This is a genomic window from Jejuia pallidilutea (genome assembly GCF_002973595.1).
Taxonomy (GTDB): domain Bacteria; phylum Bacteroidota; class Bacteroidia; order Flavobacteriales; family Flavobacteriaceae; genus Jejuia; species Jejuia pallidilutea.
The window spans coordinates 265,572-288,646 of record NZ_PVEO01000002.1; the positions used below are offsets into that span (position 1 = coordinate 265,572).

Annotated in this window: 19 protein-coding genes; 5 read left to right on the top strand and 14 right to left on the bottom strand. The window is 34.6% G+C overall.

What is annotated here, in order from left to right; translation table 11 throughout:
- Window positions 1-37: 37 nt before the first annotated feature.
- The gene (locus CLV33_RS04685; protein WP_146109711.1) at window positions 38-418 is read right to left on the bottom strand and encodes a gamma-glutamylcyclotransferase family protein; all 381 of its coding nucleotides are present in this window, start codon (window positions 416-418) and stop codon (window positions 38-40) included.
- A gap of 14 nt (window positions 419-432) precedes the next feature.
- Window positions 433-822, bottom strand: coding sequence for a bacillithiol system redox-active protein YtxJ (ytxJ, locus tag CLV33_RS04690; RefSeq protein WP_105472920.1), 390 nt, complete (start codon window positions 820-822; stop codon window positions 433-435).
- 225 nt (window positions 823-1,047) lie between these two features.
- On the opposite strand from ytxJ, the gene clpB reads away from it, so the two are divergent.
- Together clpB and deoC (CLV33_RS04700) are read left to right on the top strand one after the other, a co-directional pair.
- Window positions 1,048-3,651: an ATP-dependent chaperone ClpB gene (gene clpB / locus CLV33_RS04695; RefSeq protein WP_105472921.1), complete on the top strand. Its 2,604-nt coding sequence runs from the start codon at window positions 1,048-1,050 to the stop codon at window positions 3,649-3,651.
- Between the two features lie 332 nt (window positions 3,652-3,983).
- Window positions 3,984-4,727, top strand: a complete 744-nt coding sequence (deoC, locus tag CLV33_RS04700; RefSeq protein WP_042245843.1) for a deoxyribose-phosphate aldolase — start codon at window positions 3,984-3,986, stop codon at window positions 4,725-4,727.
- Here deoC (CLV33_RS04700) and CLV33_RS04705 read toward each other — a convergent pair.
- The 6 genes from CLV33_RS04705 to CLV33_RS04730 all read right to left on the bottom strand — a co-directional run bounded on the left by CLV33_RS04705 (window position 4,724) and on the right by CLV33_RS04730 (window position 12,733).
- On the bottom strand, window positions 4,724-5,572 hold the full coding sequence (locus CLV33_RS04705) for a 5-oxoprolinase subunit C family protein (protein WP_042248956.1): 849 nt from the start codon (window positions 5,570-5,572) through the stop codon (window positions 4,724-4,726). The two genes, deoC (CLV33_RS04700) and CLV33_RS04705, sit on opposite strands and share 4 nt — an antisense overlap.
- Complete coding sequence (gene pxpB, locus CLV33_RS04710; RefSeq protein WP_105472922.1) at window positions 5,565-6,296, bottom strand: 5-oxoprolinase subunit PxpB; 732 nt, start codon at window positions 6,294-6,296, stop codon at window positions 5,565-5,567. Before pxpB ends, CLV33_RS04705 begins: the two co-directional genes overlap by 8 nt.
- Window positions 6,297-6,299: 3 nt before the next feature.
- The gene (gene pxpA, locus CLV33_RS04715; RefSeq protein WP_105472923.1) at window positions 6,300-7,040 is read right to left on the bottom strand and encodes a 5-oxoprolinase subunit PxpA; all 741 of its coding nucleotides are present in this window, start codon (window positions 7,038-7,040) and stop codon (window positions 6,300-6,302) included.
- Entirely contained in the window at window positions 7,040-8,269 is a 1,230-nt protein-coding gene (locus CLV33_RS04720; RefSeq protein ID WP_105472924.1) for an Nramp family divalent metal transporter, read from the bottom strand. The genes pxpA and CLV33_RS04720 overlap by 1 nt, the downstream gene beginning before the upstream one ends.
- 23 nt (window positions 8,270-8,292) lie before the next feature.
- Window positions 8,293-11,514: a S41 family peptidase gene (locus tag CLV33_RS04725; protein ID WP_105472925.1), complete on the bottom strand. Its 3,222-nt coding sequence runs from the start codon at window positions 11,512-11,514 to the stop codon at window positions 8,293-8,295.
- A gap of 88 nt (window positions 11,515-11,602) precedes the next feature.
- On the bottom strand, window positions 11,603-12,733 hold the full coding sequence (locus tag CLV33_RS04730; RefSeq protein WP_105472926.1) for a DUF2891 domain-containing protein: 1,131 nt from the start codon (window positions 12,731-12,733) through the stop codon (window positions 11,603-11,605).
- Between the two features lie 209 nt (window positions 12,734-12,942).
- Here CLV33_RS04730 and deoC (CLV33_RS04735) point away from each other — a divergent pair, with 209 nt between their 5' ends.
- The 3 genes from deoC (CLV33_RS04735) (at window position 12,943) to CLV33_RS04745 (ending at window position 15,509) form a co-directional block, all read left to right on the top strand.
- A complete protein-coding gene (gene deoC / locus CLV33_RS04735; RefSeq protein WP_105472927.1) occupies window positions 12,943-13,608 on the top strand; it encodes a deoxyribose-phosphate aldolase in 666 nt (221 codons plus the stop codon).
- Window positions 13,609-13,618: 10 nt separating this feature from the next.
- On the top strand, window positions 13,619-14,317 hold the full coding sequence (gene deoD / locus CLV33_RS04740) for a purine-nucleoside phosphorylase (protein WP_105472928.1): 699 nt from the start codon (window positions 13,619-13,621) through the stop codon (window positions 14,315-14,317).
- Window positions 14,318-14,735: 418 nt separating this feature from the next.
- Complete coding sequence (locus CLV33_RS04745) at window positions 14,736-15,509, top strand: prohibitin family protein (protein ID WP_045371251.1); 774 nt, start codon at window positions 14,736-14,738, stop codon at window positions 15,507-15,509.
- Window positions 15,510-15,681: 172 nt separating this feature from the next.
- Here the strand turns inward: CLV33_RS04745 and CLV33_RS04750 are convergent, their stop codons facing one another.
- The 6 genes from CLV33_RS04750 to CLV33_RS04775 all read right to left on the bottom strand — a co-directional run bounded on the left by CLV33_RS04750 (window position 15,682) and on the right by CLV33_RS04775 (window position 23,048).
- Window positions 15,682-16,026 (bottom strand): hypothetical protein, encoded by a 345-nt coding sequence (locus CLV33_RS04750; protein WP_105472929.1) that lies wholly within the window; start codon window positions 16,024-16,026, stop codon window positions 15,682-15,684.
- 213 nt (window positions 16,027-16,239) lie between these two features.
- Window positions 16,240-17,775 (bottom strand): YifB family Mg chelatase-like AAA ATPase, encoded by a 1,536-nt coding sequence (locus tag CLV33_RS04755; protein WP_105472930.1) that lies wholly within the window; start codon window positions 17,773-17,775, stop codon window positions 16,240-16,242.
- Window positions 17,776-17,823: 48 nt separating this feature from the next.
- Entirely contained in the window at window positions 17,824-18,918 is a 1,095-nt protein-coding gene (locus tag CLV33_RS04760) for a transglutaminase domain-containing protein (protein WP_146109712.1), read from the bottom strand.
- Window positions 18,884-19,534 (bottom strand): carboxypeptidase-like regulatory domain-containing protein, encoded by a 651-nt coding sequence (locus tag CLV33_RS04765; protein ID WP_105472932.1) that lies wholly within the window; start codon window positions 19,532-19,534, stop codon window positions 18,884-18,886. The genes CLV33_RS04760 and CLV33_RS04765 overlap by 35 nt, the downstream gene beginning before the upstream one ends.
- Before the next feature lie 182 nt (window positions 19,535-19,716).
- Entirely contained in the window at window positions 19,717-21,060 is a 1,344-nt protein-coding gene (locus tag CLV33_RS04770) for an OmpP1/FadL family transporter (protein WP_105472933.1), read from the bottom strand.
- A gap of 98 nt (window positions 21,061-21,158) precedes the next feature.
- On the bottom strand, window positions 21,159-23,048 hold the full coding sequence (locus tag CLV33_RS04775; RefSeq protein ID WP_105472934.1) for a hypothetical protein: 1,890 nt from the start codon (window positions 23,046-23,048) through the stop codon (window positions 21,159-21,161).
- Between the last annotated feature and the right edge of the window lie 27 nt (window positions 23,049-23,075).

Consider the following 23,075-nt stretch of genomic DNA (forward strand, 5'->3'; position numbering starts at 1 on the left):
CGGATGGCTGCAAAGAAACAACTTTAATAAGTGGAAATCAATTCAAATAATCGCCAGAATAAATACGCTTTTTATCGGCAATAGAACGGTTATAAATATACACCCAAGTTTTTAAGGTGTTACCAGAGCTTAAATGGGCATTTACTGCAACACGCTTAAACAAATGTTCTTCAACACCTTCGTACCTATCTAATACTTTAAACACATTCGCCTTATTAGTAATTTTATAAATACTGCCATACACCCTTTCGGAAGCATTGGTACTTAAAATTGCACCAGGGTAATCATGGATATTGTATAGTTTTCCTATAAAATATGCTTTTCCCACGTACTCGGAATTCGCAGATAAAAACCGAGACATACTGTTTTCAATATTACTTAATAAGGTACCGTAAACAAAGAGATAATCTAATTTCAAAATGCTTAAACAATTTAAACAAGCCTATTTAAATCCACCTGATTAATTTGCCCATGGGAGGCATGCGTTACCAACTCACCATTTTTAATCACCAAAAGTTGTGGCGATTCGTGTACTAATTGAAACGCGTAACCTACCTCATTAGAGATGTTTCGGTAGCTCAAAATATCTAAATAATACAGATCTAATTCCTTTTCGCTAAAATTATAATCGTTAATAAACTGGCGTTGTACCATACTGCTAATACCACAGCGCGTAGAGTGTTTAAAGATAACTTGGGTTTTAATACTAGATTTTTTCTTTATGTAGTCAATTTGCGCCAAATCGTTTAATGGAATCCACGGCAAAACTTTTTCATCTTTCTCTACTTTTTCTCCTCCAAATAATTTATTCAATAATCCCATAAGTTGCTATTAATTGTTCTTCTTTTTTATTGAAACGTAAAGTTTCAATTTTCATTGTGAAGCATAAGTCGTAATTCAACACAACGGCTTACACCTGACTAAAAGTCATTTTATTTAGGGATATTCAAGACATTTTGTCTTAAAACACTTCACTTTTAGAATTGGTAAGGTAATTGACTTATACTAGGCGTAAAGTTAAGCAAAAAGACAAGAAAAATATAAACCATGAATTTTAATAATTATACCATAAAATCTCAAGAAGCCATACAACAAGCGCAACAAATTGCGCAAGGCTTTGGGCATCAACAAATTGAAAACGAGCATATTTTCAAAGGCATTTTTGAAGTTGATGAAAACGTACTACCGTTCATATTAAAAAAACTGAACGTAAACATTACCATTTTACAACAAGCACTAAACAAGCAACTAGAAAGTTTTGCCAAAGTCTCTGGCGGTGAGATAATGCTATCTCGTGAAACTGGAAAAACACTAAACGAAGCATCTATTATCGCTAAAAAGATGAAAGATGATTATGTTTCTATTGAGCATTTAATTTTAGCTGTTTTAAAATCTAACAGTAAAATTGCGCAAATGCTAAAAGACCAAGGTGTTACCGAAAAAGGCTTAAAAGCGGCTATTGATGAGTTAAGACAAGGTGGCAACGTTACGTCACAAAGTCAAGAGGACACCTATAACTCATTAAATAAATATGCTAAAAACCTTAATCAACTCGCTAAAGATGGTAAGCTAGACCCTGTGATTGGTCGTGATGAAGAAATACGTAGAATTCTTCAAATTTTATCGCGACGTACCAAAAACAATCCCATTTTAGTTGGTGAACCTGGAACTGGTAAAACTGCTATTGCCGAAGGTTTAGCACATAGAATCGTAGATGGCGACATCCCAGAAAACCTAAAGGAAAAGCAAATTTTTGCTCTAGATATGGGAGCCCTTATTGCTGGTGCTAAATACAAAGGTGAGTTTGAAGAGCGTTTAAAAGCCGTTATTAAAGAAGTAACCACTAGCAATGGCGATATTGTATTGTTTATTGACGAAATACATACGCTTGTTGGCGCTGGTGGCGGACAAGGCGCTATGGATGCAGCCAATATTTTAAAACCTGCATTAGCGCGTGGCGAGTTAAGGGCTATTGGCGCTACAACTTTAGATGAATATCAAAAATATTTTGAAAAAGACAAAGCTCTGGAGCGTCGTTTCCAAAAAGTAATGGTAGACGAACCTGATACCGAGAGTGCTATTTCAATTCTTAGAGGTATTAAAGAAAAATACGAAACACACCATAAAGTGCGCATTAAAGATGATGCCATTATTGGTGCCGTAGAATTATCGCAACGCTACATTACAAACAGGTTTTTACCAGATAAGGCCATAGACCTTATGGATGAAGCTGCCTCTAAAATGCGTATGGAAATTAATTCTAAACCAGAAGAATTGGATGTTTTAGATAGAAAAATAATGCAGTTAGAAATTGAAATTGAAGCTATTAAGCGTGAAAAAGACGAGATAAAATTAAAATCCTTAAGAGCAGAATTAGCTAATTTAAAAGAGCAACGCAACGATTTAAATGCCAAATGGAAAAGTGAAAAAGAAGTTGTAGACAACATACAAAACACAAAACAAGATATTGAAAACTATAAGTTAGAAGCTGAAAAGGCCGAACGCGAAGGCGATTATGGCAAAGTAGCAGAGTTACGTTATGGTAAAATTAAAGAAGCCCAAGAGCAATTAGAAATCTTGCAAAAACAACTGCAAGAACAATCTGAAAATTCTTTAATTAAAGAAGAAGTAACTTATGATGATATTGCAGAAGTTGTAGCAAAATGGACAGGAATTCCTGTTACAAAAATGTTACAAAGCGAACGCGAAAAACTTTTAAAACTAGAAGACCAACTACATAAACGTGTGGTAGGACAAGATGAAGCTATTGAAGCGGTTAGTGATGCTGTAAGACGAAGTCGTGCTGGTTTACAAAACCCACAAAAACCCATAGGAACATTTTTGTTTCTAGGCACAACAGGTGTTGGTAAAACAGAATTAGCAAAAGCACTTGCAGAATATTTGTTTGATGATGAAAACGCTATGACCAGAATTGATATGAGCGAATACCAAGAACGTCATGCAGTAAGCAGACTTGTTGGTGCACCTCCTGGATATGTGGGTTACGATGAAGGCGGACAACTTACTGAGGCCGTTAGAAGAAAACCATATTCTGTAGTGCTTCTAGATGAAATTGAAAAAGCACACCCTGATACTTTTAATATCTTATTGCAAGTGCTAGACGAAGGCCACTTAACAGATAACAAGGGTCGTGTAGCCGATTTTAAGAATACAATTATAATTATGACGTCCAACATAGGAAGCCATATTATACAAGAACGTTTTGAAGCTACAAAAGATATAGATTCGGCTATAGAAGCTGCTAAAATTGATGTAATAGCATTATTAAAACAAAGTGTAAGACCAGAATTTTTAAACAGAATAGACGATACTGTAATGTTTACACCTTTAACTAAAGAAAACATCATAAAAATTGTTGGATTACAATTAAAAGGTGTTACAAAAATGCTTGCAGAACAAAATATTACTTTTGATGCCACAACCGAAGCTGTAAACTATTTGGCCAACAAAGGGTATAACCCCGAATATGGTGCAAGACCTGTAAAACGGGTTATTCAAAAAGAAGTTTTAAACGCTCTAAGCAAAGAAATTCTAGCAGGTAAAGTAACTACAGATAGTATTATTTTACTCGATGCTTTTGATGATGAATTGGTTTTTAGAAATCAAAACGACTTAGTAAAAAACAAATAAAATTTAGTTTAGTTTGGTTGGTTAATTGAGAAGCAACGTATGCCTTTAGTTAGGTAAACGTTGCTTTTTTTTAGTACAAAAACATAAAAAAACATAACCCACTAAATTTCAAACGTTAAACTAAAACTGTAGTTCCTTTCGTCGAAAACTACCTTAAAAAAGGCAGAAACATTACAATAATGTTTACTTTTAAATGTTTATTACTATGTTGATAAAAATGTAAACCTACCGCCATTGGTTTGGCGGTTATTTTTTAATTTCACACAGTGCTTATAGCCCCAATAAGCTTAAGTAATAAGTATTAATTTTTAAAGGAAACCTACTTTTATTTTATGAATTTATCTAACTATATAGATTATACATTTTTAAAGCCCACTGCCACAGAAAGAGATATTATAAATCTGTGCAAAATAGCAAAAGCCAACACCTACCATTCAGTTTGTATTAACGGCTGCTATGTAAAATTAGCCAAAGAACTTTTAAAAGATACTAATGTTAAAATATGCACCGTGGTTGGTTTCCCGCTTGGTGCAATGTCTACTGAAAGCAAAATTTCTGAAGCAACACATGCTATTGAAGACGGCGCGGATGAAATTGATATGGTTATTAATTTAAGTTACCTTAAAAGTAGAAATTACGTTTCTGTTTTACGAGATATATCTGATGTGAAACGCGCTATTGGCAACGTTACATTAAAAGTAATTATTGAGATTTCAGAATTAAATAAAAATGAGATTGTAAAAGCCTGCGAAATTGCAGTTGATGCCAACGCAGACTTTGTTAAAACATCAACAGGTTTTGCATCTGGCGGCGCCACTTTTACCGCAGTAAAAATTATGAAGAAAACCGTAAAAGACAATGCTAAAATTAAAGCGTCTGGTGGTATTCAAGATTTTGAAACAGCTGTAAAATACCTAGAATCTGGTGCAGATAGAATTGGCACTTCAACCATGCTTAAACCAGAGAAAGATACCTTACAAAAACGAAATTCTAAAATTTACAGACGCTACATGGAAACATCGCAAAAAAGTGAAGTGTCTTTAGATGTTTTAAAGGATATAAAAGTTAATCTTTAACTTATAAGCTTAAATCCTATTAAATTTCCTGTGTATTTTTGTGCCAATATATTTATTGCAACGTCCGTTAATTGCAACACTCTAGGATAACCTCCTGTAGTTTGGCAATCTCGCATTAAAACAATTAATTTTCCCGCTGGTGTTAATTGTACCGTACCTGGCAACACAGGCGATGTAATAATGGGGTCTAGGTTATTTTGTAGTATTTCCCCAAGTTGATATGCCATACGGTTATTTTCTTTTGAAACAGTAAACGTATTCTCAAAAAGTTGTTTTTTTTGAGTTACACTTAACCTGTGAAACTCAGGACCTTTTAAAACCTCTAGTGTAGAAGATTTTAAATAAGCATCATTTACTGCTACAGTAGCATAGCGTTTTTGCTCTAAAGTGGTTTTTTGGGCAATTTCTAAAACATCACCATTTTGTATGGTTTGATGTTTATATATGTAAGGATACATGCTTTTGCTACCTAAAACTTCTCTAGTTAAAAAACCTCCAGAAACTGCCAAATAACTACGAAAACCAGAAGTTAGTTGTCCAAAACTTAAAACATCGCCTTTATTTACCGCTATCAACTTATTATTTTTTACGGTAATGCCATTTAACTTAGGACTTAAATCTCCTCCTGCGATGGCGATAACCGACGAACAATTAAACTTTAATGTAGGGCCACTCATAGTTATTTCTAATACCGCAGCATTTTCTTGGTTTCCAACTAAAGTATTGGCTACTCTTGCGGCTCTTTTGTCCATAACCCCAGAAATGGGAACACCGTAATGCTGATGTCCTAGGCGTCCAAAGTCTTGAATAGAGCTATAAAACCCAGCTTTTATTATCTTAATCATCCAACTCCTCGCTTTCTATTTTAAAAGTGTTTGTGTTAACTAAGGTTTTAATCTCTTTATAATCGTTTAAGGCAACAGGATAAAACTGGATAGCATCACCAGCTTTTGCAAAACAAGGCGCTTCTTTTAAAACATCGAAAAAGCAAATGGGGGAATTTCCAATAATGTGCCAACCACCAGGGCTTTCAACAGGATAAACTCCAGTTTGTGCGCCACCTACAGCTACAGCACCTTCTTTAATCTTTAATCGTGGTGAAGCCCTTCTTGGAGTAGTTAGTAATTCATGTAAGCCTCCTAAGTATAAAAACCCGGGCAAAAATCCTATAAAATAAACAGTGTAGATCGCACTTGAGTGTGTTTCAATAATAGTATCAATACTCATTTTCTTTTCTTCTGAAAGCCACTCTAAATCAATGCCAAAACTTAAATCGTAACACACGGGTATTTTCCATAAATGCCTTTTTGGTAGGTTTTTTACTTCTAACGTTTCATAAATCGCTTTTATGCGTTTCAGTTCAGAAGAGAAATTAAAATTTCTTCTATGGTAAGTGATTAAGAGTGATGCATAGGCATGGGTTAAACCTTCAATAGTAAAAAAATTACTGTTTTCTAGCTTCGCTTTAAAAGCTAAAATATCGTAGAGAATTGTTTTGTTGATGTTTTGAGGCCATTCCACAAGAATTGAACAGTCACCAAATTGTTTATATTTCAATTCAAATTTCATGGGCTATTGTATACGTATCCCTTTGGATTCTAGTGTTTTTTTTAATCGATTTAGCAAACCAATTGCTTTTGGATTATCGCCATGTATGCAAAAGGTTTGTGCTTTAATTTCTACACACTTCCCCGTAATTGTTTTTACCTTTCCTTCCGAAATTATCCTATAAACATGCTGAAATACAGCATCTTCATTTGTTAATACAGCGTTTTCCTTATCTCTTGAAACCAATGTTAAATCATCATTGTAATTTCTATCGGCAAAAGCTTCATAGGTAATTGGTATTTTATTTTTAATAGCAATGTCTGCAATAACCGATGCATATGGTACATAAAGATTTACTGGCAAGTGCATACTTTTCATTACTTCAACCATTATTGTTGCAATCCTCTCGTCTTTAGCTGCCATGTTATATAAAGCTCCATGTGGTTTTACATGGTGAAGAATGGCGTGCTCTTGGTTTAAAATATCTATTAACGTACGTATTTGGGTTTCTATAGATTGAAATAACGCCACACATGGCATATTCATAGGTACTCTACCAAAATTTTCAGTATCTGGAAACGAAGGGTGTGCCCCAATTTTAACACGATGTTGGTTGGCCAGCATTACTACTTTATGCATTACACTTTCGTCTCCAGCGTGTCCACCACATGCAATATTGCAAGAGGAAATTAAAGGCATAAGTTGCGCCTCATTCCCAATACCTTCACCCAAATCTGCATTTATATCTATTGATTTTGGATACATTAAAACACATTTAAGTTAAAAACCTTGTTTATAGCAGCTACTGCTAAAAGCAAACTAATTAAAAAGATAAGCCCTCCAAATATATTATTTACTTTGCTATTTTTATATGTGCCCAATAATGTATTTCTATTCATTACCCATAACAAAAACCCAACAATAACTGGTAGCAAAATACCATTAGCCACTTGAGCAAATTTAATAATTTGAATTGGTTTTAAACCAGAAGACGATAGCAACACTCCTAAAACTAAAACAATACTCCATACCGCTCTAAATCTAGCAGATTTTAAACTAGAATGCCAACCTAAGCAGCCTGTTGCCACATAAGCCGCTGCTAAAGGTGCTGTTATAGCACTTGTTATTCCCGCAGAAAAAAGCCCTGTAGCTAAAACGTATTTTGCAAAACCTCCAAATAAGGGCTCTAGAGCCAAAGCTAAATCGGCAGCATTACTAACTTCCGCGCTTGTTATTGCCGCTGCTGAAATTATTATACTCATAGACACTATACCACCCAATGCTATTGCAATAATAGTATCTTTTCTTGCATAACTTAAATCGCTTACCGCTTTCCACTTTTCTTTTACTAATGATGCATGCAAAAATAAGTTATAAGGCACAACGGTAGTACCTATTAGAGCAATGATTAAAAAGGTACTGCCCTCTGGAAACTTTGGGATTAAAGCGCCTTTAAATAATGCTGACACATCTGGTTTTGTAAGTATTGCTGTTGTTAAAAACGCTAAACTCATTAAAATGACCAAAAAAACAAGGAAACGTTCTATAATTTTATAATTACCAGTGTAGAGTAACACAAAAGCAATTACACCTATAATTAAACTATAACTGTTTAGCTGTAGATGACCAAAATTAATAGATGATGCGCCAAATAAGGTTTCTAAACCCAAAACGCCACCACTAATATTACCGCCTTGGTAAGCTGCATTTCCAATAACAATAGCAGACAATATTAAGATAATTGAAAATCCTCTAACAAGAGGTGTGCTTAGTTCTTGCCTAATAACTTCAGACAAGCCTTTTTTGGTAACCAGCCCTAACCTTACCGTCATTTCTTGGAGTACTATTGTTGCGATAACCGACAAAACCATAGCCCATAGCAAGGTAAAGCCAAATTGAACGCCCGCTAGCGTACAGACCGTAACTGTACCTGGGCCAATGAAAGCTGCCGCTACCAATGGCCCAGGACCAATATTTTTAAAAAAGGTTTTCAAATTAAAATAGTTTCCTCAATATACTATTTTAATTGACTCAATAATTCATCTACTGCTTTTTTAAGTTGCGTATCTCTATGTTTTGCCTTATCGTCAGGATTGTTATATACCACAATATCGGGTACAGCAGGCCCTAATTCCATGTTAGATTTAGTAGCTTTAACATACCAGCCCCTAAATGGCATTCTTACATAAGAACCATCAATTAAACCTGTACCACCTGTAGATATTACTGCACCAAACGTTGGTACGCCTACAAGTGTTCCAATATCTAAGGTTTTGTACGCATGCGAAAATATTTCTGCATTAGAGTAACTGTTTTGGTTACATAATGCAATTGATGGTTTTGTCCATGCCGCTAAAGGCAAACGCTCACTGTAAGGATAATGGTTGATGAATTTAGTATGTTCAGCTTCTAGATTTTTAGCTGCACCTCTTGGCACTGTATATGCATGTTGTTTTACATTCAAAACGGCCATAAGGTAATCGGTAGTCCAACCTCCACCATTAAATCTTACGTCTATAACAATACCTTCCTTACCAAGTCCCGCAGCAGTTAATTCACGCTCAAAACGCTCAAAACTGGTCCAGTTCATACCTTGAATGTGAATGTATCCTAATTTTCCTTTAGAATATACTTCGGTTAAACGCTTACGCTCTTTTACCCAAGCATTATAATTTTCTGTACGATTACTACTTTTGGGTCTAATTACAACTTCTTTTGAAGCACTACCGCGAGTTATTTCAAGGTAAATTTTCTCATTTGCAGTACCTTCTAAAAACTCGTAAATATTGGTTGATTTGTTAATGCTATTACCATTTACAGCGGTAATAATATCGCCCACTAAAATTTCACTAGCACTCCTATCCCCTGGCATTGTGGGTACTACCGAAGTTACTTTTAAAGTCCCTTTAGTTGTCGGCTCCAGTTCAACACCCAATAATCCCGTTGTTTCCCTTTGTAAATCTTCTCTAGTTTCTACACGATACAGCCCCATGTGGCTTGCATTAATTTGTCCAAGCATCCAATTAAATATGGATTGAAAATCTGTTCGGGTTGAAGCATTTAAAGCTAAAGTCTCGTACTTTTTTCTTAAAGTGTCCCAATCTTGCCCATGAAAATCTGGATCGTAAAACCCGTCTTTTATAGCTTTCCAAGCTTCGTTAAATATTTGTTGCGACTCTACATTATAATCAATATCCAACTTCGCCGAGAATGACAAAGCTTCACTTTTATCGTTAGATAAGCTAATACTAGAAAGACTTCCGCCTCTTTTGGTTAAATATAGCTTTGATAATTTTTTATCTACTGTAATATTAGAAGGTCTTGTATTATTAGTAGTTATTGCCTTTTTATCTTTACCATCCCATTGAATTTTAAACAAGTCTGATTCTACATCTGCATCACCTCTACTCCCATTTCCTGTGGTATAATAAATAGTTTTAGAATCTTTAGAAAACAATTGCCCAAACTCGCCACCTACGAAAGATGTTACCTGCACTTGACGTTCGTGTATATCTTCAAAATCAATAACCACATCCTTTACTTTTGTGGTGTTATCTTTTTTATCGCTTTTTTTGTCGTTTCCGTTTTCATCTTCATCTGCAGCTTCTTCCCAATCTTCGGTTGTTTTTTCCCAATCGGCTTTTGTTAACCAAGTAAACCAAACATCATAATCACTATTATTTCTATTTGAAGAAAACATTAATTTTTTTCCATCAGGACTCCAAACCGGACCTCTATCCTGTTTTGGATGCATTGAAATATTTACTGGTGTTTTGCTATTATCAGCTTTATGAATATAGATTTCAGAATTAAAATCTAAATCGCTTAAACTATATGCTAACCATTTAGAATCTGGAGACCAAGACACACCACTTGCTGTTGCCCAACCATCTAACAAGGTTTTTTTATTAGAGAGTTTACCTTTACTATCAATATTAGCTACCACTAATTGTCCTCTACCAAGATTGTAAGCAATTGCATTTCCATTAGGAGACAAAACCAGGTTGCTTTCATCCTCAGCTGTTTTAGTAACGCGTTCTATTTTATGCTTTAAGGTCTTAAATAAATCTGATTCCTCTTCATTGTCAGATGTTACCAAATACACATCTTTTTGTCCGTCTCTATCAGAAATAAAAAGTAATGTTGAATCGTTTAACCACGTTGCATTTGTATCTCTAAAAGACGATCTTGTTACATTAACCGTTCGTTTTTTATCTTTTGAAGTTTCGCGAATAAAGATTTCACCCCTGATATTGATAGCTGCATAATCGCCATTGGGCGAAATAGCTATTTCGTCAACATCACTACTGTAAGTTTTATGCACAACAGGATCAAACCTATAATCTGCTTCTATAGTAATACGTATTGGGTTTTGTGCTTTTGTGTTAGCATTAACCACATACACCATATTACCTTTGGTTAGCACAATATCTTTTCCGTTCTTACTTACTTGAAACGAAAAAATACCCATATCGGTAAAATTAGTAATTTGTGATATAGTGCCTTGTTTATCACCAGCATCGTTTATGGTAAGTTTATGCACATTATACTTGCCTGTTCTAGAAGATTGAAAATAAATAGTATTGTTGTCTCCCCATTGCGGGTAAAAGTCGTTACCATCATAATCGGTTAGTTTTGTGTAACTGTCTTTTTTAATGTTGTACAACCAAATGTCTCTATTTGCAGGCCCTCTATACGCTTCTCGCTCTAACCTACAACTTCCCTTAACAAACACTACAAACTTTCCGTTGGGTGATAGCGCCGCATCAAAACCAGTAGCGTCTAAAAAGCGCCTTGGTGTACCGCCATCTTCATTAACTATATGTGTTTCGTATTCGCGTTCTACTTGCACAAAGTTTCGTCTTGTTGAAAAAAGGATGTTGCCCTCTGGGGTATAATCTGTTACAATGTCAGAAGTAGAATGGTATGTTATTCGTTTGGGTGCTCCTCCTGTAGCGGGCATTACGTATACATCGTTATTTCCAAATCGCTCACTAATAAAAGCTATAGACGTTCCATCTGCACCCCAAACAGGTTTAGTATCATAAGCTTCATGAACGGTTAAACGTTTTGGGTTTTCGCCATTAATGTTTGCTGTCCAAATATCACCTTGATAGTTAAAGGCTATGGTTGTACCATCCGGACTAATTGCTGGAAAGTTAATTAAAGGATTTTGAGCCATCCCAAAACTTGTAAATACTACTATAGCTAATGTAAAGAGCTTTAAGGGTAATTTCATTTTTGTGGGTTATTTTAGTTATAGCCATAAAAATAAAACTTCCAACGTTAAAACTTTGAACAATTAAAATTTGTTTAACAAAAAACAGTTACAATTTAGAAGCGTTCAATGCATAAATAGCAAAACTCCCCAACCAATGGCCTCCCATATAGTCATCACCAAAAATGCTTGGTAATGAATAATTAATATGCTGATTTGCTACAGGTTTAAGATGATTATACTCTGGCAAATCTTCAGCTATTTTATACAAATTCCATGCTCGTGAAAAATTAACACCATCTAAATGCACCAAATGGCCATCGGTTCTATCAGATACCAAACCTACTTCAATGTTAAAATCGTGTTGTTTTAGTTGTGGCAAAAAATCATCTAACCATACTTTAAAATCTTCAAGCGGTAGTAAACGTTTCATTAATGCTGCTTCCTCAAGGCATGGCGATAAAAAATCGCTACCGCTGGGTTCCCAACTCATAGGGCAATTTTGGTCTTTTGCGTAAAAAAATAGCGCACGGTCTTTAATAGCTTTTTTTAAAGCATCATTATTAACAGTTTGGGCATAATCGTAAGCAAACGATAAACCAAAAGCAGTATTGGTATGAGTACCCACCCGTAACGGGTAATTTAATTTTGGTAAAAACTCCATGTACTTCTCAATAATTAAATTGGTAAGCGGCTGTAAGTTTTGTTCTAACTCTCTTGCGGTATCGTCATCCCAAGTATGTAATGCTTCAGCGAGTTTTAACAACCACGCCCAACCATAAGTTCGCTCGTAAGACCCATTGTGTTTTCCCTTAAAATAAGCAACTTCTGCCTCTATATTTTCTTTTGAAATGTTATTGAGCAAACGTTGCTTTATGGTTTTGGCATTACTAATGTTTGGAAACGACTTTAATAAACTTACCAAACTCCAATGTCCGTGAACCGACGAATGCCAATCGAAACATCCATAAAACGCAGGGTGTAACGTTGTGGGCGATTTTAAATCTTCATCACTTCCCAAAGTTTGTGATAAACGGTTTGGATATTCTATATTTATACAATGCAAAGGCAATTCTGCCAACTTAAGTGCTTGCTCTAAATCTAGCTTTGGGGCTGCTACACTTATATCTTTATTTATGGTTGAAGTTGTATTAGAACCCGCTACTTGATTGGTTTCTTTTTTTGAAGAATTACAGCTATACAAAATGGCTGTTAAAATGATAATGAAAGACTGTTTCATAAATATATTTTAAAAAATAGAACTTGATAAATTTACCTTACCTAGCAAGATTTAGCAAATAATTATCAACTAACATTTTTTTATTAGCAGATATTAGAGGGTTTGTTTTTAAATATTGAATAATTTTTGTGTTATAAAACTGCAATACAACTATAATAAATACCTTTGTAAAAGGCTAACAGCTTATTTGAAATAAAACCTTAATATATATGAAATCTTTAAATCGCTATATAGACCATACACTCTTAAAGGCAAACGCCACAAAACAAGAGATTATAAATTTATGTGAAGAAGCCAAAACCCATAATTTTTTCTCGGTTTGCGTAAATAGCGCTTATGTTGCTTTAGCCAAAGCACAACTAAAAGATAGTAATGTAAAGGTATGCTCCGTAATAGGTTTTCCTTTAGGTGCCGCTAGTACAAGTGCTAAAGTAGCCGAAGCTAAAACTGCTGTTGAAGATGGTGCTGATGAAATTGATATGGTGATGAATATAGGCCTTTTAAAAAGCAAAGATTTTGATGCAGTTTGGAAAGATATTGAAGCCGTAAAAAACCAATTACCCAACACCATTTTAAAAGTTATTTTAGAAACCTGTTATTTAGACGACCTAGAAATAATAAAAGCCAGTGAATTGGCGGTACACAGTGGTGCAGATTTTATTAAAACATCCACCGGTTTTGGTACAAGAGGCGCCTCAATACACGATGTTAAACTTATGAAAAGCGTGTGTAAAGACTGTGTAAAAATAAAAGCTTCGGGTGGTATTAAAGATGCTAAAACCGCCTTAGAGTATATTAACCTTGGCGTTGAGCGCTTGGGCACATCATCAGGTATTGCTATAGTTAGTGGTAAAACATCAAATTCAACCTATTAATTTAAAGTTTATGAGTATTCATATAGAAGCAAAAAAGGGAGACATTGCCGAAACCATTTTACTTCCAGGAGACCCACTAAGGGCAAAATGGATTGCAGAAACCTTTTTAGAACACCCCGTTTGTTTCAACAAAGTAAGAGGTATGTTAGGGTATACCGGCACTTACAATGGTAAACCTATTTCAGTTATGGGAACAGGCATGGGCGTACCTTCCATATCTATTTATGCACACGAACTTATTACCGATTATGGTGTAAAAAACTTAATTCGCGTGGGCAGTTCTGGTTCTTACCAAAAACACATAAAAATAAGGGATATTGTTTTGGCCATGGCAGCGTCCTCAAATTCTGGTGTTAACGAACTTCGCTTTAGCGGTGCAGACTACGCACCCACTGCAAACTTCGAGTTATTTCAACAGGCAGTAGAAACTGCAAAAACAAAACACATCCCCATAAAGGCGGGCAATGTGTTTACTTCAGACGAATTTTATGCAGATGATTTCGAATCTTACAAAAAATGGTCTAAATTCGGAGTACTTTGCGTAGACATGGAAACTGCTGGTTTGTACACTATTGCAGCCAAACACAACGTTAAAGCACTAACCATTTTAACCATTTCTGATTCTTTGGTCACAGGCGAACGTACCACAGCCAAAGAGCGTGAAACTACCTTTAAAGGCATGGTAGAAATTGCGCTAGAACTGGGTTAACTAAACCATTAAAAATTGAAGGCTACTAACTTTGAAACAGCAACGAAGTTGAAGGGTTTCAACCTTTAACCAAATAATAAACTTAAGTGTTTTTAGCGGCTACACATCTGAAATATGGCAAACAGATTACCCTATAATATCTTGTTTAAAAAGCTTTTAAAATCTCCATTGTTTTTGTACGCCAACTAAGTTTTTTCATGTAGTGCTATAGTTTTTCTACTAGCTTTATTTCTTTATTTCCCTTTCCGTAATTTCATTAAATTCTATCTCAAAAATAGGCTTGATTGCTTTCGTTTATATCATAAATAATTATTATGATAATCATTATAAATATTAATAAAAATATATGTTAAAACTTGATTAATTTAGAGTTTTAAAATAAACTATTATAAACAAAATAAAAAAAAGAAAAATCGTTATGAAAACAAAAATTATTCATCTAGCAGCATTAGCGCTAATTTGCTCTAGCTGTGCCGTAGTAAGGCCTGGTGAGGCAGGTGTAAAACAAACATTAGGTAAATTTTCAAAAAATATTTCTACACAAGGTACCATTTTCTATAATCCATTTGTAAGTAAGGTTATAAAAGAATCTACGCAAACAAATAACATAAAGCTTATTCTTAATCTGCCCACAAAAGAAGGATTAAGTGTGGAGTCTGAAATATCTATTCTATACCGGTTAGAACTTCAAAAAATACCCATAATTTTAGAAAATTTAGGTCAGGACTACGAATCCATCATTACCAGTGTTTTTAGGTCTGCGTCATCCGATGTTTGTGCAAAATTCTATGCCAAAGATATGCACTCTGGAATGCGCGCAAATATAGAAGAAGAAATAAAGCAGAAAATGCTAATAAACCTCGAAAAACAGGCTGATGGCATAGAGCTTATAGCAGTACTTATGAAGAGCATACAACTACCCAGAGGTTTAGCCAGTTCTATTGAACAAAAACTCCAAGCGGAACAAGATGCTATGCGAATGGAATTTATTATACAGCAAGCAAAATTAGAGGCAGAAAGAAAGGTTATTGAAGCTAAGGCAGAACGTGATGCTCAAAAAATTCTTGCAGAAGGCTTAACAAAAGAAATTATTCAGTTACGTAGTATTGAAGCCTTTAATAAACTATCAACATCTAATAATAGTAAGGTGATAATCACTGATGGTAAAACACCAATGTTGATAAATCAGTAGTCTTCCTCTAGTTTGCAAAAACTTTAATAGTAACTTGTAAATAACGTCTAGAACATTGTTTTTAGACGTTATTTATATTTATTTCATTCTTAAAAATTATTAAATGCACTTATTTAGATGCGCTACTTTAACAATAGGCTTGTTTTAATAACAGGGACTGTAAACTGATTCTTTAATCAGCTTTTCTACCTGCTCCAAGTAGCCCCAAAAAAATCGTAAAGCTCATTAAAACTTGTGGATATCCCTCATTTACAATTGAAGCTACAGTTAAACACAACATTACAAACGCCCCTAAATACCAATAGATTTTCTTACCATAATCCTTAGTTAAAGTGCCTTTCTTTTCTCTGTATTGTGAAAATTTGTCGATTAAAAAAGTTAATAAAATTAAAAACACACCAACAATTAAATTGATGTAAGCTGTAGAAAACCCATCGGAAATCCACAAACCTGGAAAAACAATTAGAACGTTTAAAATTCCAAGGAAATATAATATGTTGGATAAAACCTTTAACACTTCAAATTTGTCATAAAACTAAAAATATATTGATTTTGTCATTTTGAAGCAACGAGGGATATCATTGATTCTCAATAGATGCTATACTTCGTATTTAATAATAAAATATCATCATGGGTGATTGTGGAGCTTCAGTTAAACTATAATTCAAATTAGTGCTTCGTTTTTAAATGTATAAACAATCAAAAAGATTCCTGCTTTCGTAGGAATGTGTTACCCCAACCATCCCTCTCTATCCAAACTACGATACTGAATTGCCTCACTAATATGAGCGCCGTTTACCTGTTCGCTACCTTCTAAATCGGCTATGGTTCTAGACACTTTTAAAATTCTATCATAAGCCCTCGCCGATAGATTCAAACGTTCCATGGCTGTTTTTAAGAGTTCTTTTGAGGCGTCATCCAAAACGCAGTGCTTTCTTATTTGTTTCACATTCATTTGCGCATTATAATGTACGGTTTCAGAATCCGCAAAACGCTTGCTTTGTATATCTCTTGCTGCAGTTACGCGTTTTCTTATATCTACCGAAGTTTCGCCTTTTCTATCATCGCTCAATTTTTCAAAAGGAACTGGTGTTACTTCAATATGAATATCGATACGATCTAATAACGGACCAGAAATCTTCCCTAAATACCGCTGCATTTCTGCTGGACTAGACGTTACAGGTGCATCGGGATCGTTAAAATAACCACCCGGACTAGGGTTCATACTCGCCACTAACATGAAGGACGATGGATAAGTTACCGTAAATTTTGCCCTAGATATAGTTACCTCCCGATCTTCCAACGGTTGACGCATTACTTCTAAAACTTCGCGCTTAAATTCGGGCAATTCATCTAAAAATAACACACCGTTGTGTGATAACGAAATTTCTCCGGGTTGGGGATAGCTTCCTCCGCCAACAAGTGCTACGTTGGAAATTGTATGGTGAGGGCTCCTAAACGGACGTTGTGCCATTAACCCTGTGTCTTTTACGCGCCCTACAACAGAATGTATTTTTGTGGTTTCTAAGGCTTCGTGCAGTGTCATAGGTGGTAAAATACTGGGTAGGCGTTTTGCCAACATTGTTTTTCCTGCGCCTGGTGGCCCAATTAAAATGATGTTGTGCCCGCCAGCTGCCGCAATTTCCATACAGCGTTTTATGCCTTCTTGTCCTTTTACATCGGCAAAATCGAATTCTGGATAATTTAAGTTTTTTTCAAACTCTTTTCGGGTATCTATTATAGTTTGTTCTAAAGCTTCACCTTTGTCAAAAAAATGAATTACCTGTTTAATATTTTCAACACCATATACTTCCAAATCGTTTACAATGGCTGCTTCTTTTGCATTTTGAATGGGTAAAATAAAGCCTTTAAAACCTTCTTCCCTAGCCTTTACCGCTATAGGTAGCGCTCCTTTTATGGGCTGTAAACTTCCGTCTAGAGATAATTCGCCCATAATTAAATACCTATCTAAATCCTCAGCTTTTATTTGACCCGTAGAGGCTAAAATACCAATGGCTAAAGTTAAATCGTAAGCGCTTCCCTCCTTACGTAAATCGGCAGGCGACATGTTTATGATAATCTTCTTTCCTGGAATTCGATATCCGTTATTCTGAAGTGCAGCTGCAATTCTAAAATTACTTTCTTTAATGGCATTATCTGGCAATCCTACCAAATGATACCCAATACCCTTATCTACATTTACCTCAACCGTAATTGTGGTAGCCTCTACGCCAAAAACGGCACTACCAAAAACTTTTTTAAGCATATAATCTATTTACTGCTTAAATGTAAGAAATGTATTTGTAATTAAAAACTAATTAAAAGTGCCATTTGGCATCTTTTCTGCATTTTTAACTATAATAGTGTAAGATGCAATAATATCTTCATCAATTTTAGCATGCACATCAAATTCTCCTTTTTTATGAAACTGATACGCCATTTGTAATATGTTATGTTTGTAGTTCTTACCCTTAAATGACATTACTTTATTGCGTAAACCACCACTAAAAACAAAATTTACATCTTTTAAAGCAGCTTTATTTGAAATCTTAAACTTAAACATCACAGTTTCCCCAATATTTAGGGTTGTTACCAAAGTAGTGGGAAATATTGGTATAATATCATATTTATAGGTATTGCCATAAATTATTGGTGCTTCTACAAATTGTTTTAAAGTAGGTTTTTCATCTAAAAGCAGCCAATTTTCATCTAATGGATAATGGTTTTTAACAAACAATTCAGGAGTTGCTAAAAAATAGCCTTCATTATAATTCTTAACAAATGCTTCGTCGTCTAAATTATAATAACCGCTAGCTTGGGTTGTATCAGCAAAATACCATTTACCGTTTAACTTTACAACATTCCAAGAATGGTTTGGAAAATCCACAGTATTCACATTTGTTCTTACGGTACGTGCATAACCATCAACAATTTCACATTCAATATCGGCAAGATTGGTTAAAGCCTTTAAAACATAAGCATACCCAGAACAAATTGTTTTTTTATCTCTTACCAATCGTTTAAAAACTTTGGTTTGTTGTTTTGTATTCCATTTTTGAAGAGCCGACTTATTATTGAGTAATTTTCTGCGCTTTTTAAGCGTAGCTTCGCTAAAATAATGATCGCTTTCAATATTATAGCACACCCAAGTATGAATGGCCCGAAATTGTTCCACTTGGGTGTTTAAATTATTTGTGAGTTGATGTACTAACAAAGGCATGTTTTTCAAAGTCATTTCACTACATGATTTTGCTATGCTATCAGCCTTACCAAAATCAATATGCTTAAAATCAGATTTTTGTGCAGATAGTGCTATGCAAAAAAAGAAAAGTAAAATGGTGAAAAGACGAATCATAGAAATTGATAAAACGGGGCTATTTTGCTTTTCGTTTAGAGCTATACACCTCATTTACCTCAACTTCGCCCATTAAGTTGATATCGTCACCCGATAATTCAACCTTTAAAAATTTTTGATTTTTTTTAATAACAAACTTTTGGGTTTCATAACCAATATAACTTACCAAAAGCACATCGCCTTCTTGTAATACTTTTGGAAATTTAAACTTACCATCAAAATCTGCTGTTACGCCTATTTGTGTGCCTTTTAATAAAATATTGGCACCAGCAAGCGGGCCAGATTCATCTAAAACGACACCAGATAATAAATTGTCTTGAACCACCTCTTTTTTTACGGTTTTCGAGGCTACCGTATTTTCCTGGGCTTTAATAGAGTGTAAGGACAATAACGAAAAAATTGCTACTGTTGCTACTCGTAAAAAATTGAATTTACTCTGCTTTATTTTTTTAACTTCCATAGTGCTTTTTAATTGAGATGATTTGAAAATACCACAGGTGTTTTCAGGTCTATTATGTAAATAATCTAATAATGCTGTGTCGGACATTTGTCTGAAATCAACAACTTCTTTTTTACATGAATTACAGAATCCACCAATAGCTGTTTTTTTAAACGCACTGAATTGTTCTGGGCACGGGTTACTAATCGAGATACTAAAATGTGTTTTCATACTAGTTAAATTTTTATGTTATCCCGAAACTAAAAATAAGAAATATTATAGACTATTTGGTTTTAGGGAACTCCTATTATGAATGAGTAAACCATACACTAACTTGTTTTTTATATTAACACAAAAAAACAGCCTCTTTAAAAAAGGCTGTTTTAAAAATAGATAGAAAACTATATCATAATTTATTTATTAAACGTATAACTAAGCCCTACCATAACCATAGACGTAGTCATATCATAAGATACCGAAGTACCAGGAACAGCACCATTGGGATTACTAGGACTTATAAATTGTGGATTCAACATTTGCCCTGTTGTTTTGCCATCACTTGCTCCATAATGATAAACCGCATCTATTTTCCAATTATTACTTACTTCATAGCTTAAACCAAATTGATAAGCATTTTTAATTATTGCAGTTGCTGGAATGGAAAAGAATGCTAAATCTTCATTTATTGGATTTGAACTATAGGTATACCCAACACGTAATGGTAATTTATCAATTCCCTTGTATTGAAGACCAACTGAAAGAATAGAAATATTTTCCCATCCAAAACCATTAACAGCACCAGTAGGGAATCCGTTACTTGCAAATTGCCATCCGCTTGCTTCAAAACCTTCTGTATCTTCATACATTACTCTTCTAAAATCAAAAGCAAAATCAATATCTCCTTCAGAATACCCTAAACCGAGAGACATAATAGCTGGATAATCCATTTGAAAATTAACATCTGAGGCTTGAGAACCATCTAAATAAGTGTTTTTAAATTCAAACTCTTTAAATCTTTGAGCTGTTTTATAAGATGCCCCTAGTTTTAAGCCAAAACCGGAATCAAAAAACAATCCAAATTGGGCACCATAACCAATAGCTGATGCTTTATCGGTTGTTGGGTAACCTTTCCCAGTGCCTCCCATCATTGCAGGAAAATCGGGTGCTGCTAATGGATTTGGTGCCAATTCTAAAGCAGCATAGTTTATAGTTGGTTGAATACCGATAGAAAATTTATCGGATAACTCGTAAGCATAAGCTAAACCTACTTGTAATAGCATATAATCTGATTCTATATGACCAAAACCCCCATCACCATTAGGAGATTGAGGAAAGGAAATTGGATTAGTCATATTTTCAGGAAAAGTAACACCGAAGCCACTAATACCAAAAGCTGAAACACCAAAGGTATGCTTACTCTCTTCCTTACCCCAAACCATAGCTAACGCTGGCATTGGTGAAACGCCTCTGTCATCTAAAGTATTTCCACTAAATGGGCCTGCTGGTGTTGGTACTGTTGAATATAGTTCTGGTGATGAATAGAATAACCCAATGTCTAACTTTATTATTTTATCATTAAAAGTAGATATCGCAGCAGGGTTCCATTGTAATGTACCAGAAATATCTAAAGGTTGAGCTGTTGATGCGCCTCCCATAGACATATTAACCGCTCCTACCCCTTGCATAATATGGCCTGCTTGTGCAATTGCCACTGAAGAACATAATAATAACAAAAATTTTAAAGTATTAGTTTTCATAATAATATAAGTTTAGTTAGTATAATCTTATAAAATTACTGATAACCAATACATATATCTATGACTTTTATCATAAGATTAATTTTTCAAACAACATTTTAATTGCTGGGAAGTACACAAGATGCACTTAATCTGTTAAGGGCTGATGCTATACCAAGTTCTAAAGTTTGCTGCATAACTTTAGAATTATCTTTATGGCATTGTAAACAAGCACCAACAAGAAGTAGTTCTTTTTGCTCTTCTACCGTAAATGGTCTAAAATCTGATCTTGTAGAATTAACAACACCTTTATCTGTCTGTTTTAAAAAAGGAACCCAAGCATCTTCGGGCAAACCATCATTTGGGTTTAAGGCGTACTCTGGGGTAAATACCCATGTGCCTTTACCATTATTAATATTATAAACCAATGTACCATTACCATAACCTAAAGTGGCTGAATTAGCATGACAAGATTTACAATCGCGAACAGATTTAGTGGTTGTATGTGGTGCATTTGGAGCATACAATCTATGAAACGAAATATCGCTTTCTGGCTTACCAACGTAACTTCCTTTATCAATAGTTAAAATCATGCCCGGAACCGCTGGTTCAATAAGGTTTTTATCTTTATGCACTCTTACTCCTAAAGCTGGTTGTGAAGATGAAAATTCTGCCACATACTCCTTCCACGACCCTTTTACATATTTTTTTTCTAATAAATCGTAAGCATTGGGCGCTTCACTATCAAATTGATTATGGCAACCAATGCAACGGGAGGTCCAGGACGAATGGCAAGCACTACAACTCACATTTTTATGAGCATGGTCTCTAGAACAAATGGTTGATTGTGGTTTAAGTTCGTGCAAATTTCCATCTTTCTTACCAATTAAAAACGCATTACCAGTAGTGTCTACAAAAGTATTCACTAGCGGATGACCATCTTTTTCAACAGCTATAATTTGTTTGTCCTCATGCTTATAATCTCGATGTAGAAATACGAGCATGCTTTCTCCATCTAAAGAATCATAAGGCATCGTATTTGGTTTTTCTTTAAAATGGCAATCACTACATTGTAAAGTAACCGCATCTTCTTGATGAGCGTACCTAATACCATTACCCATAACTTCGTGGGATGAATGACAATCTATACACAATAAACCTTTTGCGTGATGTACATCGTCTTCTAAATGCTTATATACTCTTTGGTCTTCTAATACAGAATAGTTTTCCATGTTAACTACCTCTTCTTTTTCGAGTAATGTTTCTTGTAATCCCATATAATTTGTAGAAATTCTACTGGAACGACTATGGCACCCAAAACAATGCGTATCATTTACAAAAATATCTGTAGACGGGTGAAATTGTGGCAATTCAGTTTTATTTGAAGCTAAATAGTTTTTAAGATCTTTTTTAGCAGCATTAGAATAGTTTAAATGACAGGCGTTACAGCCACCGCCTCTGCTTAACTGGTTTATTTCTCCATAAGATGATTTTTTTGCCCCCAAATGGCAATTGGCACACAAATCCCTTAAGTGTTTATCGGCAGCAGAATATTGTATATCTTTAATATGATAGTGATAATTTAAACTATCAGCTTCTCCAAAAACAAATTTATCTACGGCAACAATACCGCTATTGGTAGTCATTAACGAATTTTCAATTTTATGTAACTCATTAGGGTGGCATTTGCCACAAGTATCTTTGGCATCAGATAAATTGCCAGGTATTAAAATCATGCCAGCATGAGCCTCTTCTTTATTATTAGAAGCTGTATTTCCTAAATGGCAACTAGTACACCCTATAAATTCTGGGTTATGATATTCTGAATACCCTTTGGTATTATTATGACATTGTAAACAAGATTCCGAAGCAACCAATTTAATAGCTGAATGCTCTGTATTGATGTAGACAGGAGCTTCAAAAAAAGTTTTATTTCTTATTAAAAAAAGTAATGCAAAAAGTAATACAGCTACTATAATAATCCAAACTGGAAATGTCTTGTTCCTCATTATCAATTAATTGCTCAAATTTACAAT